Genomic DNA, 15,436 nt, shown 5'->3' on the forward strand with positions numbered 1-15,436 from the left:
GCCCGGATGGCAGCGATGAGCGAAAAAGTCTAGCAGAGTGAAAGGAAAGGCGCGGCGGCGTTCGGGCGCGCGGCCGACACGATCGCCGCCAGCGCGTCGCCGACGGTCGACATCGCGAGCGTTTTGCGGATCGTGCCCCGGCTTGCCGGCCCGCCGATCCATTGCCGGCGACCTGTGTCCCGTGTTCGGCGATGCCCGTCGTGTCGGTCATGTGCGCTTCCGCCCGGTATGCGTCGCCGGCCCAGGACGCGCATGGCAAGCCGAAGCGGCGCAACGCGTAAACGGGCTGCGCCGCGCAGCCGGTTTCCGTTTACGGCCGCGACGTTCTACAGTGACATACAACTACCCGAACGATCCGAGCCGCCGCGTGTCGTCCCCGCTCGACGATACGCACCCGATTCCGAGGACATCCGATGCCGAGCATCCTGGCCGCGCCCGCCAACCTCCCCCCGAGCCCCGTCGCGGCGGAAACGCGCATGGTGCACGACGTCGCGACGCTGAAGCCGTCCGACTACCGTTCGGCGGACGGCGCATCGTGGGTCATCTCCACCATCGCGCCGGCCGCGGACAGCGGCACGAACGTGACCGGCACGACCGACTTCGACACCGCGAAAGGCCGGACCGTCGCGGTGCCCGACGCGCGGCGCCGCTATGCGAATCGCGGCACGTGGCAGGTCGTCGCGAGTTCGAGCCCTTCGGTCCCCGCCACCGGCCGTTACGACTGGCTGACGCTCGCATGGCTGCCGGTCAACCGGCGGCCGCTGCCGCAAACGCCCGAGCACCTGTATTCGCCGTTCATTCGCGGCGGCACGATCGTGTATCGATGGAATCCGGCGGCGGAAGGCGGCGAGCAGTTCGGCAACGTGCGGATGATCTTTCCCGAATGGACGCAGCAGGTGGCCGACGCGTTGCGGTCTGCGGCTGCTGCAGCACCGGACGGCGCCGGCACGTCGGCCGCACCGCCGCTCGATCGCCTGAAAACGGACACGAATCCGATGAGCGCCGTGCTCGACTTCGGCGATGCGCTGCGCGACGAACCGGTCGAGCGGATCGTCGCGCGGCTGCCGGAGCTGCTGCGCGTGAAGGATCTGCACGAACTGTCGGCGATCGTGTACCTGTGCCTCGCCGGATCGCGCACCGAAGACCGGCCGCGCTTCGCCGAAGCGATCAACGGATCGATCGCGTCGACCGACGACCGCGCGCGCCTGCTCGCGATCGCGTACGGCGCGTTCGCGGCCGGCCGCGCGCGGCCTTATCCGTTCAACGATGCGGGGCAGACGGCGCGTATCAACGACGTATTCGGCGCGTTGAAGCAGCGCACGACCGCGCTCGACATACCGGTCGCGCAAGGGTCGCCGTGGTACGAGTTCTTCACCGCGTATCGGCTTGGCGAGGCGGCATCGGGAAACCGCCCGTGACGGGCAGCAGCACGAGCATACAGTCGCGCCGTTACGCGGCGGCCGCGTCGCCCGGGCTCGCGCCTGCCCGCTTTCCGATACGCGCCAAGCCTCGTCCTACGCAAATACCCGCCTGAATCGGCCCGGGCCGAATGACCCGGACTACGCGGCGTCTTACCATCGCCTGACGCATCGACGAACGGCCGCCTGATGTGCTGTTCGCGTCACCGGCTGCCCGTTCCGTCCTGTTCCCCTCTGGCCTCGCACGATTCTCGATCTGCACGGAATCTGCACAGAAGATGTTCCCCTCGCGCAGACGCGATCTCGACCCGATCTCCCTATAGTTCGAACCACTCGACACTTCTTCAGGAGTACATTCATGTTTTCCTTCTCGATTCGCAGCTTCGCCCGCTATGCGGTAATCGCATCGGCCGCCACCATGCTGCCGACCGCCGAAGCCGCCGCCGGCCTGCCCGCCACACCGACGATCCGCGCGATGGCCGGTGCGCAGCCGATCGATCATCTCGATCCGAAGACGACCGCGCTCGTCGTCATCGATTTCCAGAACGAATACCTGAACGGCAAGATGCCGATCGCCGACGTTCAACAGGCGATGGCCAACACGAAGCGGCTGATCGATTTCGCCGACCGCAACGGCATGCGCGTCTACCAGGTGCAGCACATCGCGCTGGCCGGCTCGCCGCTGTTCGCGCTTGGCGGCAAGACCGTCGAGTTCATTCCGGAGATGAAGCCGCGTGCCCACGACACCGTCGTGCAGAAGGAAACGGTCAGCGTGTTCGCGAGCACCGATATCGACAAGCGCCTCAAGGCGGACGGCGTCAAGACGCTGGTCGTCGCGGGCCTGATGACGCACGCGTGCGTCGCCGGTGCCGCCCGCGATGCCGCGCCGCTCGGCTACAACGTCGTGGTAGCATCCGACGCGTCCGCCACGCGCGCCATCGTCCGCGCGAACGGCGAATCGATCGACAAGGACACGCTGCACCGTGCCGCGCTTGCCGAGATCGAAGACACGTTCGGCGACGTCAAGACGACCGCCGACATCCTCGCGCTGCCGCTGCGCTGATCGCCCGCCATGCCGCGCCTGCCCGGGCCGGCGCGGCGAATCCGGAAACCGTCCTGACCACGCATCGGAACCCGCCATGGATCAACTGCTCGCGATGCGCGTCTATCGATGCCTGGTCGAATCCAGGGGATTCTCGGCCGCAGCCGATCGCCTCGACACGACCCATTCGACCGTATCGCGCCAGTTGAAGCTGCTCGAAGCGAGCCTCGGCGTGCAACTCGTCAACCGTAACACGCGGAATTTCTCGTTGACGGCGGCCGGCGAGCGCTACTACGACGCGTGCGTGGACATCCTGGAGCGCGTCGCGGCGGCATCGGAAGACGTGACCGACTCACCCGGCCAGCCGTCGGGCGTGCTGCGCGTCAGCATGCCGCTGTCGGTCGGCACGCTGGAAATGCCCGCGTGGCTGCCCGCATTCCGCCGCGCGTACCCGGACATCCAGCTCGACGTCTCGTGCAGCGACCGCTTCGTCAACCTGATCGGCGAAGGGTTCGACGTCGCGCTGCGCATCAGCGGCGGCCTGCCGGATTCCGACCTCGTCGCGAGAACGCTCGCGATATCGGATGAAATTCTCGTCGCGTCGCCCGACTATGTCGCGCGTCGCGGCCTGCCGCGCACACCCGTGCAGCTCGCGAAACACGACTTGCTCGCCTACAGCGGCAGCGACGACCGAACGAGCTGGCGCGTCACGCCGCCGAAGGGCGCGCCCGTCACCGTCCGGCTCGACGGCCCGCTGCGCATCGACGCGATCACCGCGCTGCATGCGGCCGTGATCGCCGGGCTCGGCATCGGCGCATTCACGCACCACACGGTGCGCGACGACATCGCGCACAGGCGGCTCGTCCCGATCCTGCCCGGCCACACGCTGGCGAAGCGCCGCTACTACGCGCTGTATCCGAAATCCCGGCACGTGCCGCCCAAGGTGCGTGCGTTCGTCGATTTCGTCGCAACGCTTTACGACGCACACGCATGACGCGGCGGCGCGTTCGCGCCGGCTCCGTCGATGTGCGTCTTCCATCGAAATCGCTCGTCCGTCACCAGCCGCGCGGCGTGCAATGCGCGAGTGAACGCCCGGTGCGCACATCCGGCAGCGGTGCCATTCCGTTGAATCGGCCGATCGGGGTCGGTTCGCGGCCACACCCGCACGCATGAAGAAAAAAAATCGGCCGCCCGGGGGGAGGGGGCGGCCGTCAAGGAGAGATCCCTGTCCGGGATACCGGCGGACACCACTCCGGACCGGTACAGGTATTGTTGACGAACGCGATTCCGCTGACCATCGGACCGGTCTGATTTGCAGCCCGATGCATGAAAATCACGGCGTCCCGAGCCTGACGCCTCCGTCGCATTCGCAACGCACCGTTACGTTCGCGACGGGAACCCCATACGCGGCGACCTGTCGAATCGCCGCACGACCGTCGACGGCTTCGCCGCCATGGCGGACAATCCCTTCTCCAGCCCCGCTCGAATACGTCCCGCCCTTTCACATGCTGAGCATTGGTCCCTTCTCGATCCGCGTCGTCGCGGTAGCCGTCGCCGCGCTGCTCGCGTGGCTCGTCGCCCGTTTCCTCCAGCGCCGGCCGCCCGACGGACATCACAAGACCGCATCGAGCCTCGTCCTCGATACGTTGCTGCTCGGCCTGCTCGCCGCGCGGTTCGGCTACGTCGCGCAGTGGTGGCGCGAGTACGCCGCCGCGCCGCGCTCGATCGTCGCGCTCGGCGACGGCGGCTTCGACTGGCGCATCGGCGTCGCGGCCGCGATCGTGTTCGCGGGCTGGCGCCTGCGCCGCCTGCCCGCGCTGCGTCGCCCGGTGATGGCCGGGATGCTCGCGGGCCTCGCCGCATGGGGCATCGCGCAAGGGACGCTGGCCACGTTGCAGCACGGCGCGCCGCCGCTCGCCGCGCTGCAGCTCGAAGCGCTCGATGCGACGCCCGTGCCGGCGCAACGCTTCGCGGGCAAGCCGATCGTCGTGAACCTGTGGGCGACGTGGTGCCCGCCGTGCCAGCGCGAAATGCCGATCCTCGCACAAGCGCAGCAGGATCATCCGGGAATGACGGTGCTGATGGTCAATCAGGGCGAAGACGCGCAAACGGTGCGCGCGTTCCTCGAACAGAAAGGGCTGCGGTTCGATCACGTGCTGCTCGATCGCACGCTGCACGCGATGAAAGCGTACGGCTCGCGCGGGCTGCCGACGACGCTCTTCTTCGACGCGCAAGGCAACCTCGTCGAATCGCACATGGGCGAGATCACCGCCGCGCGGCTGAAAGACGCCGTGGCGGATCGCTTCGGCCAGTAACGCGCGCCGGTCGAGGGGCAGCGGCAACGCGCATCACCGCCGCGGCCAGCCGGGCCGCACGACGTGCCGGCAGATGAACGCGCGACATGCGTGAAGCTCGATCGGCGCAGCGGCAAGCGCGACGCCGAAATCGGACAGGTCCGATTGGCCGTGCCGGATGCGCGCCGTAAACTCCGGCGCATGATGACGCAGATCCAGTCCACTTTCGGCGCGCTGCGCGACGCCGCCGCGCATTGCGCCCGCCGCCCCACGTTCCTTCGCAACCTCGACATCGCGGTACTCGCACTGATCGTCGCGAGCGTGCTCGTCGTGATGGCCGACAGCGTGCACGACCTGCACGAACGGTACGGCCACGCGCTCTATGCGGCCGAATGGGCGTTCACGCTGCTGTTCACCGTCGAATATCTGGTGCGGCTGCTTTCCGCGCCGAAGCCGGCCGCCTATGCGCGCAGTTTCTTCGGCATCGTCGATCTCGTGTCGGTCCTGCCGACCTACCTCGCATTCTTCTTCCCCGGCCTGCATGCGCTGATCGACGTCCGGCTGCTCCGGCTGTTGCGCGTGTTCCGCATCCTCGGTCTGTCGATCTACCTCGAGGAAGGGCAGATGCTGATGCGCGCGCTGACCCGCGCGCGGCGCAAGATCTTCGTGTTCATCGGCGGGATGTTCGTGCTGGTGGTGATCCTCGGCACGCTGATCTTCCTCATCGAAGGGCCGGAGAACGGCATCACGAGCATTCCGGTGGGCGTGTACTGGGCAGCCGTGACGATGAGCACGACCGGCTACGGCGATCTGACGCCGCATACGCCGCTCGGCCGGCTCATCACGTCGTGCGCGATCCTGCTCGGTTACGGGATCATTGCGTTTCCCACCGGGATCATGGGCGCGGAGCTGGTTGCATCGGCACTGGAGCGCACGCGCGCCAACACGCGGCCGGCCATCGGCGACGAGCCGTGCTGCCCGCATTGCGGTGTCGCGCTGCCGGTGCGCAATGCGCCGGATGCCGACGCAGGCGGCGAGCAGGCGACGAAGTGATCGGTGCGGTCGGCGCGGTCGGCGTGGGCGACGCGCCGGGCGTCCATCTCGATGAAGCCCGTGCGCAGCAGGGAATCGCGCGCGTTCAGGCGAAACTGCTGTAACGCAACGGGCCGAACCCTCCATGGTTCGGCCCGGCTTCTTTCCACCCACCGCACGCACGCGCGCTATCGCCGCGTCACTTCACCTGGCCACCCAGCATCTGCGCGAAAGCCGCCAGCCCCGTCAGCATGATCTGCACGCCCACGCACAGCAGCAGGAACGCCGACACCCGCATCGCCACTTTCGTCCCCTCGCTGCCGAGATAACGCGCGAGCGTCGTCGCGCGGCTGTAGATCTGCCAGATCGCGAACGCGACGAGCGCCGCGACCGCCACCGACACCACGCCCGACGCCACATAGTCGGCGACCGTGCGCGTACGGTTCGCGTGCAGTGCAATGCCGGCCGCGATCGAGCCGGGGCCGATCGTCAGCGGCACCGTGAGCGGGAAGAACGCGCGCGCCATCAGCCTCGGAAAATCGTCGCCATGCGTGGCGCTGTCGCCGCCCGGTACGTCCGGCGCGTTGAGCATCGACCAGCCGGCCACGGCCACCGCGAAGCCGCCGCCGATTCGCAGCGCCTCCATCGAGATCCCGAAGAAATTCAACACCGGCGCCCCGATGAAGAAGATCACGAGCAGCGTGAAGAACACGTTGGTGGCGAGCTTTTTCGACAGCGTCGCACGCTCGGTCTCCGTCAGCGATTGCGTGCGCTCGAGAAACACGAACGCCATGCCGACAGGATTGATGATGCCCATCAGACCGGTAAAGCCGAACAGGATTTCAGGAATCAGGCGGTCGACCGGCATCGCGATCGTGCTCCTCGATAGTGGACAGGGAAGAAAAAAGCGACCGGTCAAAGAGACCGGCCGCCAAACGGACATACCTCCAGAATCCGGCACGCGCGGAAGCGCGCCGGCCCGCAGAACCCCGATTGTCGATGAAGCCGGGTCCGCGGAAAATCAGTCGGGTCTGATTTTGCGGACGACGTGAGCGTCGTGCGATCTGCGGGGCAATCCCGCCTCGCGGGTATCCAGGATTTTGTCTGACGGTTGTCGGCGTAGACGGAAAAGGTGTGTTCGGCGGCCCGCTCCGGCTGCCGCTAGAACGCCTTCGGCAACGCACGCGCCGTTGCATCACGCAGGCCACCGCACCTGCGAATGAAGCGTGTGGCACCGGAAATCCTCGGCGCTCGCATGAGGCAGCGTTGGGAGTAGCGCTATCAATGAATAGCATGACTGCGACCGGGCCCAACGGTCGCCGCCGAAGCCCGACCGACACCACACCTGTTCAATTTAGCCTGAATGATCGTCACAACCAATCGGACCAGACTGATTCTGCGATGGGTCGACGCACGTCAGCAATCGCACGCTGGAACGATTCCGATGCAAACGAAAAGCGGCCGAGCCCTCCGGTCGCCGCAACGCATCCGCGCCTGTCCGCGCGCCACGCATCGCGATGTCGGTTCGATCGGCGCGCCCATACCGCCGAAAAAAAGACGCTGCCCGAAACCGGGCAGCGCATTGAACGAAGACATGCTTCGGATACGAGGTGTCGGGCACATACCATGCGGTCACCCGACCTGCGTATTGTCGAAGAACAGGTGGCGCCCGCACAATCAGCCTGGTCCTATTCCGCAAGATTTCATCGGCCACGTGCGCGACGCTCGCGTCGACGTTCATGCGACTTCACCGCTCGGCATCGCACGCCTGCGCATCGTTCATCATTTGCGCGCCCGATCGATCGCAGGCGGAGCGTTCCGGCCGCCTGTCTCGTCAAGAGCGCAGACGACACGGATCTCCGTCAGAGAGGTCGGTCATCGATCCCGCAGCACGCATGAATCAGACCGGGCCTACGCGCGCTTTCCCGACAGGGCCGTCCGGCGATACGCGCACTCGTTCAGTACGAGTTCGATTCATATATCAACTTGTTTAGAACTTGTCCTATTCAATTGCCGGATGCCGCCGCCTAAAGTGGAGTGCATCGAGGCACCGGGTCTTCCGCCGCAACCGGCGCGACATCTCGCGATGTCATCCGGCAACCTGCTCCGCATTGCGAAGTTTCGTCAGCCTCCCTCGATTCACGATGCCGCCGATCGCCTCCGACGCGCGACGGCTTTCCGGAGCGACCTCACATGCAGATCACCCCGCACGACATGCCCACGCTTGCCGACATTCCTCGTCTTCCGAACGAAGTCGGCGATGCCGCGCACGCCGTATCGAACCACGCGAAGGCCGCGCCCGGCAGGCTCGACGAGTCCGTCGCCGCCGCCACGCAAACGCTGATCGAGCGCGGCGATCCCGCACGTGCCGCCGAGCTCGCGGCCATGCACTGGCAACAGCATCCCGCATCACCGGCGGCGGCGTTCAATTGCGGGTATGCCCTTCAGATGGCCGGGCGTCACGCGGAAGCGATCGTGCCGTATCGCAGGACGCTCGAGCTCGCGCCCGCGTGGCCGTCGCTGAAGAACAATCTCGCGCTCGCGATCCGGCTGTCGGACGGCGATCCCGATCTGGAACACGCATTCATCGAAGGCGCACTCGACGACGCCCCGCACGACGCGCGGGCGTGGACCCACGCGGTCATCACACGCCTGAACCGCTTCGACCTGGACGGCGCACTGCGTGCGGCCACCCGCGCGGTGACGCTCGCACCGGACTGCCCGCTGGCCGCCGGCAACGCGGCCGCCGCGCTCAAGGAAGCGCAACGGTGGAAAGAAGCCGAGCAGTACGCGCAACGCGCGTGCGTCCTCGATCCGCACGACTCGACACATCGCTACAACCTGTCGCTTCTCCGGCTCGCACGTGGCGACTTCGCTTCAGGATGGGCCGATTACGACGCGCACCGGCACGGCGCGGGGGAACTGCGCGACACGCTGCCCGAGTTTGCGCGGCCGCGCTGGTGCGGCGAATCGCTTGCCGGAAAGACGCTGCTCGTATGGGACGAACAGCGCATCGGTGACGTCCTGCAGTTCAGCCGCTTCGTTCCGCTGCTCGCGAAGCGCGTGCGTCGCGAAGGCGGGCGGCTCGTGTGGCATGCCATTCCGCAGATGGGCGCGCTGATCGAGCGCAGCCTCGGCGATCACGCCGACGTGTTCGACACCGGCACCCGCATCGAACATCTGCCCCCCTTCGACTACGAACTGCCGCTGACGAGCATCCCGTGGCGACTTGGCGTCGATGCGGATGCCTTCGCCACGTCCGCGCGTTACCTGCGTGCGGATGCCGCGGCCACCGACGCGTGGCGCCACGCGCTGTCCGGCGAAAAGCGGTTGAAGGTCGGCCTCGCGTGGACGGGCAGCCTCGACCCTCAGCGGAATCGCTTCCGCCAGGTCGGGCTCGAGCGCTATGCCGATGCGTTCGCCGGCATGCAGAAGGACGTCGCGTTCTACTCGCTGCAACCGGGCACGCAGCACGACGTCGAAGCCGCCAAAGCGGCCGGGTTCGACGTGATCGACATGACACGCGAATGGAAGACGCTCGACGACACCGCAGCCTTCGTCGGCGCACTCGATCTGGTGATCACCGTCTGCACGTCGGTCGCGCACCTGAGCGGCGCGCTCGGCCAGTCCACGTGGGTGCTGCTCGATGCGAATCCGCATTGGGTCTGGCAGCATGATCGGCGTGACAGCCCGTTCTATCCGGGCGCGGTGCTGTATCGGCAGCAGGCATTCGCCGACTGGCGGCCCGTACTCGACGAGGTGGCCGTGGATCTTCGGCATCTCGTCGGCCGACGCGCGCACCCGGACGGCGCGGCAACCGTCGTATCGTCCGATTGCCGGACCACGCACATGTGCACACCGAAGCCGCGATAAAGAGCATCCGGCCCGTGACCACGCGGCTCGGTCGCCCGCATCTGGCGTGCTTGATCGTGTCGACGGTCGGCGCGCGCTCTGGCGACATCCCCACTCGCTCGTGATCAAGCGGCTTCCCGCGCCGCCCGATCGACGGTGGGCAGTGGACGGTTGGCGGCCGTCCTACGGCCGCGAAAACACCATCACACGCCCCTCTACACGCTGAAGCTTGAGCCACCCCATGTCGGCGGTGAAGCGCAGTTGCTGCAGCGGAAAGTCGAACTTCGCATCGCCGGCGGCGCTCACGACCGCGTTGGCGATCCAGCGAATCAGCGCCTTGCCTTCCTCGGTCGTCACGCTGCCGTTCTGCACGCCGTAAAAATAGCGATTCCCGGCGTTGACCTCGTTCTGCAACTGCACCCAGTGCCCCTGCAACCCCTGCAGGGTCCTGAACAGGTCGGCGACCCGTTGCGTCGTGAGGCCGCGCGCCCACAGCGCGCCATTCGCGGCGGGCCGCGCCAGGTTGTGGCGATCCGCGTCCTGCGCCTGCTCCTTGATCTGTCCCCGCAGGGAATCGTCCTTCGACATGCCACGCTCCTCATGGTGATGGGCGCGGGAGAACGACCTCGCGCGCGCCGCATGCACGATACGCCCATTGCGGGAAGTCATCGCCTGTCAGGTATGTCAGGCTTCCCAGTCGGGCGCCCGATCCGTCACGCTTTCTTTTTCGCCCTCAACGCGAACGCCGCCGCCGTACATCCGGCCATCGCGATACCCGCGATCAGGAACGTATCGCTGTACGCCATCAGCAGCGCCTCGCGCATCACGCGCTGGTTCACGAGCGCGAGCGCCAGTTCGTGCACGCCGCCGGTCGACGCACCCGGCAACGCGTCGGCTCGCGGCACGTGCATGCGCGCAAGCAGCCGCGCCAGCATCGCCATGCGTTCCTGAAACGCGTCCGAGAACGGCGACACGGCCTCGCCGATCCGCATCGCATGCAGCTTCTGCCGCTCGACGACGATCTGGCTCGCCACCGCGATGCCGATCGCGCCGCCGACGTTGCGCACCATGTTGAACACGCCGGACGCCGAGCCGAGCTGCGCCTTCTCGATCCCGTCGACCGCCATCACCGACAGCGCGATCACGACGAGCGATTGCCCGATCCCGCGCACGACGAGCGACGGCACGATCACGTTCGACGCGGCGTCGGCGGTCAGGTGGATGTTCATCAGGCAGCCGGCCGCGACGAGCGCAAAGCCGAACACGATCGTCGCGCGCGGGCTCGTGCGGCGCATCAGCGGCGGCGTGAGGAACGACATCACGAACTGCACGATCCCGTACGGGATCATCGCGAGGCCGATGTCGCGCGCGCTGTAGCCGTGCAGCTCGGCGAAGTAGTTCGGCACGAGAAACACGACGCCGAACACCACCGCACCGAACAGGAACTGCATCAGGCTCGCGATCCCGAAGTTGTAGCGGCCGAGCAGCCGCAGGTTGATGAACGGCTCCTTGCGCCGCAGCTCGATCGCGACGAACGCGACGAGCCCCGCCACCGCGACGATCGACAGCTCGACGATCAGGTCGGACGCGAACCAGTCCTTGCGCCCGCCCTCCTCCAGCACGATCTGCAGCGCGCTGAGGCCGAGCGCCATCGTCGCGATCCCGAACCAGTCCGCCTGACGCAGCTTCGACAACTGCACGGGCACCGGGCGGATCGCCCACGCGATCGCTGCGATCAGCGCGATCGCGGGTGGAATCTGCAGATAGAAGATCCAGCGCCACGAATACATGTCGGTGAGCCAGCCGCCGAGCGACGGCCCCGCCGCCTGCGCAACGTTGTTCGCGACCGCGAACAGTGCCATGCCGAGGGGATGCTTCGACGGCGGCAGCTCGGTGACGATCAACTGGAACGACAGCGGAATCAGCACGCCGCCGAACGCGCCCTGCAACGCACGCGCGACGATCATCGACGAGATGGTCGGCGCGACCGAGCATGCGATCGAGAACGCGAGGAATCCCGTCGCGCCGACGAGCAGCACCCGGCGCGCGGAGAACACCTGCACGAGCCAGCCGGTGAGCGGAATCACGACGATCTCGGCGACGAGGTACGCGGTCGAGATCCACGAACCTTCCTCGAAGCTCGCGCCCAGCGAGCCGCGGATGTCGGGCAGCGACGCGTTCGTCACGTGCACGTTCATGCCCGCCATGAAGCAGCCGAACACACCGCCGAGCACCGCGACCCACGCGCGCAGCGAGACGGTTTCGTCGTGCGCGGCCTGCCCGGGCTGCCCGGTTGCGGCCGTCACGATCCGGCTCCCGGCGCGCCGCGCGTGTCGACGCGCGCGATCACCGACATGCCGGGCCGCAGCACGAGGCCGGACGGCGGCGCATCGAGGCGGATCTTCACGGGCACGCGCTGCACGATCTTCGTGAAATTGCCGGTCGCGTTGTCGGGCGGCAACAGCGCGAATTCGGCGCCCGAGCCCGGTGCGAGCCCGAGCACGCGGCCATGCAGCGTGCGGCCCGAGTAGGTATCGACGTCGATCTCGACCGGTTGCCCGTCGTGCATCGCGCCGAGCTGCGTCTCCTTGAAGTTCGCGACGACGTACACGTCGCGCAGCGGCACGACCGCGAGCAGCGGCATCCCGACCTCGACGTACTGGCCTGCCCGCACCGCCCGCTGGCCGATCGTGCCGTCGCGGGTCGCGCGGATCGCCGTGTGCTCGACATCCAGTTGCGCGAGCGCGAGCTTCGCGCGGGATGCCGCGAGCCGCGCACGCGCCTGCTCGATCGCGGCCGTGATCTGCGCACGGCGCCGGCGCAGCACCGTCTGCTGGTCGTCCTGTGCGTGCACGGCCGCGCTCGCGCGGGCAAGTTCCGCGCGCGCCTTCAGCGCATCGGCGTGCGCCTGTTCCCAGCGCTGCCCGCTGGCGGCCGCCTCGGCGAGCAACTGCTTGTAGCGCACCGCATCGGCATCGCGCCGCGCGGCTTCCGCACGCGCGGCGGCCGCGTCGGCCTGCGCCTGCGCGATCACGCTGCGCTGCTGGCCGACCTGCGCGTCGAGCGTCGCGGCGGCGGCTTCCTCCGCCTGCAGCGTCGCCTCGGCCGCGGCGACGGCCGCCTGCGCATCGTCGAGCTTCGCGCGATAGTCGCGATCGTCGAGCGTGACCAGCACGTCACCGCGCTTCACCGGCTGGTTGTCGTCGACGGCCACGTGTGCGACATAGCCGGCCACGCGCGGGCTGACGGTCACGATGTCGGCGCGTACGTAGGCGTCGTCGGTGTGCTCGATGAAGCGGCCGACCGTCCACCAGCGCCAGCCGAACCCGGCAAGCACGATGACGGTGACGAAGGCGCCGACGGCGATCCAGTGGCGCCGTGCGAAACGGGCGGATTTCTCGGGTACGGCTGTGGTGCTCATGATGGGAATCGGATTGGTTGAGTGCGTGCGGATTCACGAACGGCCGGCTAGCGCTGCCAGCCGCCCCCCAGTGCCTTGAAGACGGCCACCTGATCGAGCGCGACCTGCTGCGTCGACGCGGCCAGCGCCGCATCGACCGCGACGAGGCTGCGCTGCGCGTCGAGCACGCCGAGAAAATCCAGCGCGCCCGCGTCGTAATTCAGTTCGGCGAGCCGGTAAGCGCGAGCATGCTCGGCGCGCGCGGTGTCGAGCGCGGCCTTGTGGCGCCACTCGGCGCCATAGCGTGCGAGCGCCTGCTCGGTTTCCTTCAGCGCGCGCAGCACCTGCGCATCGAACGATGCCCGCGCGGCGGCATCGTCCGCGCGGGCCTGCGCGAGCTGCGCGCGGCTCGCCGCGAGATTCGGGAAACGCCAGGTGATCAGCGGCCCGACGCCCCACGCGATCGCGTACTTGTCGCCGAGCGACGACGGATCGCCGGTCGTCGACAGCCAGTTCACCGACCCGCCGAGCACGATCGACGGATACAGCTCGGCCGTCGCGACGCCGATCCGCGCGTTCGACGCGGCGAGCCGGCGCTCCGTTTCGCGCAGATCGGGCCGGCGCCGGAGCAGCGCGGCGCCGTCGCCGACCGGAAACGGCCGCGCGAGCGTCGGCGTCGCGCGGCAACGCGCAGCCGCGTCCGGAATCGCGCCGGGCGCGTGTCCGGTCAGCACGGCCAGTTCGTACAGCGCAGCGCGGCGCGCGCCAGCGAGCGGCAACAGTTCGGCGCGCGTATCATCGGCGAACGCGCGCGATCGCGCGACCTCCAGATCGGACACGAGACCATGCGCACGCTGCCGCGCGGTCAGCGCGGCGAGGCGGTCTGCGATCGCGACCGAGCGCTCGGCCACGTCGATCCGCTCGCCGTACGCGCACGCCTGCGCATACGCGGCCGTCGTCTCGGCGGCCACCGCGACGCGCATCGCATCCGATGCCGCCTGCACGGCTTCCGAATCGGCGCGCGCGGCATCGACGAGATGGCCGACGCGCCCCCACAGATCGACTTCCCACGACACCGCGAACGACGGCGCGAAACCCCCGCGCGTATGCGCATCGGTGCCCTTCGCACTGGCGACGATCTGGTCGGGCGCGTGCTTGCCGTAGTCGACGCCGAAGCCGGCGGTGGTGTCGGGCAACCGCGCGGCGCCCGCTTCGTCGAGCACGGCCCGCGCACGCGCCACGCGCGCCGCGGCCACCGCGAGATCGCGGTTCTGCGCGAGCGCTTCGCGCACGAGTGCGTCGAGCGTCGGATCGTCGAACAGCTGCCACCAGCGGTCGGGCAGCGCGCCGCCGGACGCGACGGGCGCATCGGCCGCCGCGTCGAACGGGGCCGTACGCACCGTATCGGTTGCGGGCGGACGATACGGATCGCCGACCGAACAGGCGGTGAGCGTCGCGGCGCTCAGCAACGCGGCGGCGGCGGACGAACGGAAGAAAACCGGAGGACGGGACGAGGCGGGCATCGTGCAAGGGCAGTCGAACAAACGATGGGCCTATGGTAATTTCGACCCATTCGGTCGATCTCGCGCGCAAAGCGCATTCGTCGTCGAGAAAAGGACACGTGGATCAATTTTTCAGCGCGCTGGAGCGCAAGGACAAGCACAAGCAGATCGCCGTCGTCGCGTCCGATGCGGCGGCCGGCATCGCGTACCCGCCGCATTCGCACCGGCATGGCCAGCTGATTCACGCGATCTCCGGCGTGATGCTCGTGCATGCGGACGCCGGCAGCTGGGTCGTGCCGACCGGGCGCGCGGTCTGGGTGCCGGGCGGCACGCAGCACGAAATCCGGATGGCGGGCGACGTGCAGATGCGCACCGTGTTCGTCGCGCACGAGGTACGGCCGAGCCTGCCGCGTGAATGCCGTGTGATCGCGGTCGGCACGCTGCTGCGCGAGCTGATCGTGACCGCGAGCGAACTGCCGGCCGACTACGACCTCGCGCATCGCGCGGGTCGCGTGCTCGCGCTGATCCTCGACGAAATCGAAATCGCGCCGCTGCTGTCCCTGCACGTGCCGATGCCGCGCCATCCGGCGCTCGCCACGCTGTGCACGCGGCTCATCAACGAACCGTCGTCGGCCGTGACGCTGCAGTCGTGGGCGCGCGACGCCCACATGAACGAACGCACGCTCGCTCGCACCTTCAAGCGCGAAACGGGCATGACGCACGGTGCGTGGTGCCGCCATGCGCGCCTGCTGCTGAGCCTGCCGCGTCTGGCGGCCGGCACGCCGATCCTCGAACTCGCGCTCGAACACGGCTACGACAGCCCCAGCGCGTTCGCGGCGATGTTCCGCAAGGCTCTCGGCGTGCCGCCGAGCGAATACTTCCCGCGGCGCTGAACC

General features: G+C 68.2%; 12 protein-coding genes. 7 read left to right on the forward strand and 5 right to left on the reverse strand.

Translation table 11 applies throughout. The features are described 5' to 3' along the window. The first annotated feature begins 413 nt into the window (after positions 1–413). From HWX08_RS18905 to HWX08_RS18925, 5 genes are all read left to right on the forward strand, one after another. Entirely contained in the window at positions 414–1,418 is a 1,005-nt protein-coding gene (locus HWX08_RS18905) for a hypothetical protein (protein WP_174920249.1), read from the forward strand. Positions 1,419–1,776: 358 nt separating this feature from the next. After that, on the forward strand, positions 1,777–2,481 hold the full coding sequence (locus HWX08_RS18910; protein ID WP_174920248.1) for a cysteine hydrolase family protein: 705 nt from the start codon (positions 1,777–1,779) through the stop codon (positions 2,479–2,481). A gap of 76 nt (positions 2,482–2,557) precedes the next feature. Further along, the gene (locus tag HWX08_RS18915; RefSeq protein WP_174920246.1) at positions 2,558–3,454 is read left to right on the forward strand and encodes a LysR family transcriptional regulator; all 897 of its coding nucleotides are present in this window, start codon (positions 2,558–2,560) and stop codon (positions 3,452–3,454) included. Between the two features lie 511 nt (positions 3,455–3,965). Then, positions 3,966–4,775 (forward strand): TlpA family protein disulfide reductase, encoded by an 810-nt coding sequence (locus tag HWX08_RS18920; RefSeq protein ID WP_069258985.1) that lies wholly within the window; start codon positions 3,966–3,968, stop codon positions 4,773–4,775. A 180-nt stretch (positions 4,776–4,955) separates the two neighbouring features. After that, entirely contained in the window at positions 4,956–5,807 is an 852-nt protein-coding gene (locus HWX08_RS18925) for an ion transporter (RefSeq protein ID WP_174920244.1), read from the forward strand. A gap of 178 nt (positions 5,808–5,985) precedes the next feature. On the opposite strand, the gene HWX08_RS18930 is transcribed toward HWX08_RS18925, so the two are convergent. After that, positions 5,986–6,654: a MarC family protein gene (locus HWX08_RS18930; RefSeq protein ID WP_069258984.1), complete on the reverse strand. Its 669-nt coding sequence runs from the start codon at positions 6,652–6,654 to the stop codon at positions 5,986–5,988. Positions 6,655–7,979: 1,325 nt separating this feature from the next. On the opposite strand from HWX08_RS18930, the gene HWX08_RS18935 reads away from it, so the two are divergent. Beyond that, positions 7,980–9,659, forward strand: a complete 1,680-nt coding sequence (locus HWX08_RS18935; RefSeq protein WP_244122720.1) for a tetratricopeptide repeat-containing glycosyltransferase family protein — start codon at positions 7,980–7,982, stop codon at positions 9,657–9,659. A 162-nt stretch (positions 9,660–9,821) separates the two neighbouring features. Here the strand turns inward: HWX08_RS18935 and HWX08_RS18940 are convergent, their stop codons facing one another. The 4 genes from HWX08_RS18940 to HWX08_RS18955 all read right to left on the reverse strand — a co-directional run bounded on the left by HWX08_RS18940 (position 9,822) and on the right by HWX08_RS18955 (position 14,561). After that, positions 9,822–10,226 (reverse strand): peptide ABC transporter ATPase, encoded by a 405-nt coding sequence (locus HWX08_RS18940; RefSeq protein ID WP_174920242.1) that lies wholly within the window; start codon positions 10,224–10,226, stop codon positions 9,822–9,824. A 125-nt stretch (positions 10,227–10,351) separates the two neighbouring features. After that, positions 10,352–11,944, reverse strand: coding sequence for a DHA2 family efflux MFS transporter permease subunit (locus HWX08_RS18945; RefSeq protein ID WP_174920240.1), 1,593 nt, complete (start codon positions 11,942–11,944; stop codon positions 10,352–10,354). After that, a complete protein-coding gene (locus HWX08_RS18950) occupies positions 11,941–13,059 on the reverse strand; it encodes an HlyD family secretion protein (protein WP_174920238.1) in 1,119 nt (372 codons plus the stop codon). The genes HWX08_RS18945 and HWX08_RS18950 overlap by 4 nt, the downstream gene beginning before the upstream one ends. Positions 13,060–13,106: 47 nt before the next feature. Further along, positions 13,107–14,561 (reverse strand): efflux transporter outer membrane subunit, encoded by a 1,455-nt coding sequence (locus HWX08_RS18955; RefSeq protein ID WP_174920236.1) that lies wholly within the window; start codon positions 14,559–14,561, stop codon positions 13,107–13,109. A gap of 98 nt (positions 14,562–14,659) precedes the next feature. On the opposite strand from HWX08_RS18955, the gene HWX08_RS18960 reads away from it, so the two are divergent. Beyond that, the gene (locus tag HWX08_RS18960; RefSeq protein ID WP_174920234.1) at positions 14,660–15,433 is read left to right on the forward strand and encodes an AraC family transcriptional regulator; all 774 of its coding nucleotides are present in this window, start codon (positions 14,660–14,662) and stop codon (positions 15,431–15,433) included. The last annotated feature ends 3 nt before the right edge of the window (positions 15,434–15,436 follow it).

The organism is Burkholderia metallica (assembly GCF_902832845.1).
Taxonomy (GTDB): Bacteria; Pseudomonadota; Gammaproteobacteria; order Burkholderiales; family Burkholderiaceae; genus Burkholderia; species Burkholderia metallica.

Excerpts from the sequence above, each read along its gene's own strand:
- HWX08_RS18905 (WP_174920249.1), top strand. The coding sequence starts at position 414 with ATGCCGAGCATCCTGGCCGCGCCCGCCAACCTCCCCCCGAGCCCCGTC.
- HWX08_RS18910 (WP_174920248.1), top strand. The coding sequence starts at position 1,777 with ATGTTTTCCTTCTCGATTCGCAGCTTCGCCCGCTATGCGGTAATCGCA.
- HWX08_RS18915 (WP_174920246.1), top strand. The coding sequence starts at position 2,558 with ATGGATCAACTGCTCGCGATGCGCGTCTATCGATGCCTGGTCGAATCC.
- HWX08_RS18920 (WP_069258985.1), top strand. The coding sequence starts at position 3,966 with ATGCTGAGCATTGGTCCCTTCTCGATCCGCGTCGTCGCGGTAGCCGTC.
- HWX08_RS18925 (WP_174920244.1), top strand. The coding sequence starts at position 4,956 with ATGATGACGCAGATCCAGTCCACTTTCGGCGCGCTGCGCGACGCCGCC.
- HWX08_RS18930 (WP_069258984.1), bottom strand. The coding sequence starts at position 6,654 with ATGCCGGTCGACCGCCTGATTCCTGAAATCCTGTTCGGCTTTACCGGT.
- HWX08_RS18935 (WP_244122720.1), top strand. The coding sequence starts at position 7,980 with ATGCAGATCACCCCGCACGACATGCCCACGCTTGCCGACATTCCTCGT.
- HWX08_RS18940 (WP_174920242.1), bottom strand. The coding sequence starts at position 10,226 with ATGTCGAAGGACGATTCCCTGCGGGGACAGATCAAGGAGCAGGCGCAG.
- HWX08_RS18950 (WP_174920238.1), bottom strand. The coding sequence starts at position 13,059 with ATGAGCACCACAGCCGTACCCGAGAAATCCGCCCGTTTCGCACGGCGC.
- HWX08_RS18955 (WP_174920236.1), bottom strand. The coding sequence starts at position 14,561 with ATGCCCGCCTCGTCCCGTCCTCCGGTTTTCTTCCGTTCGTCCGCCGCC.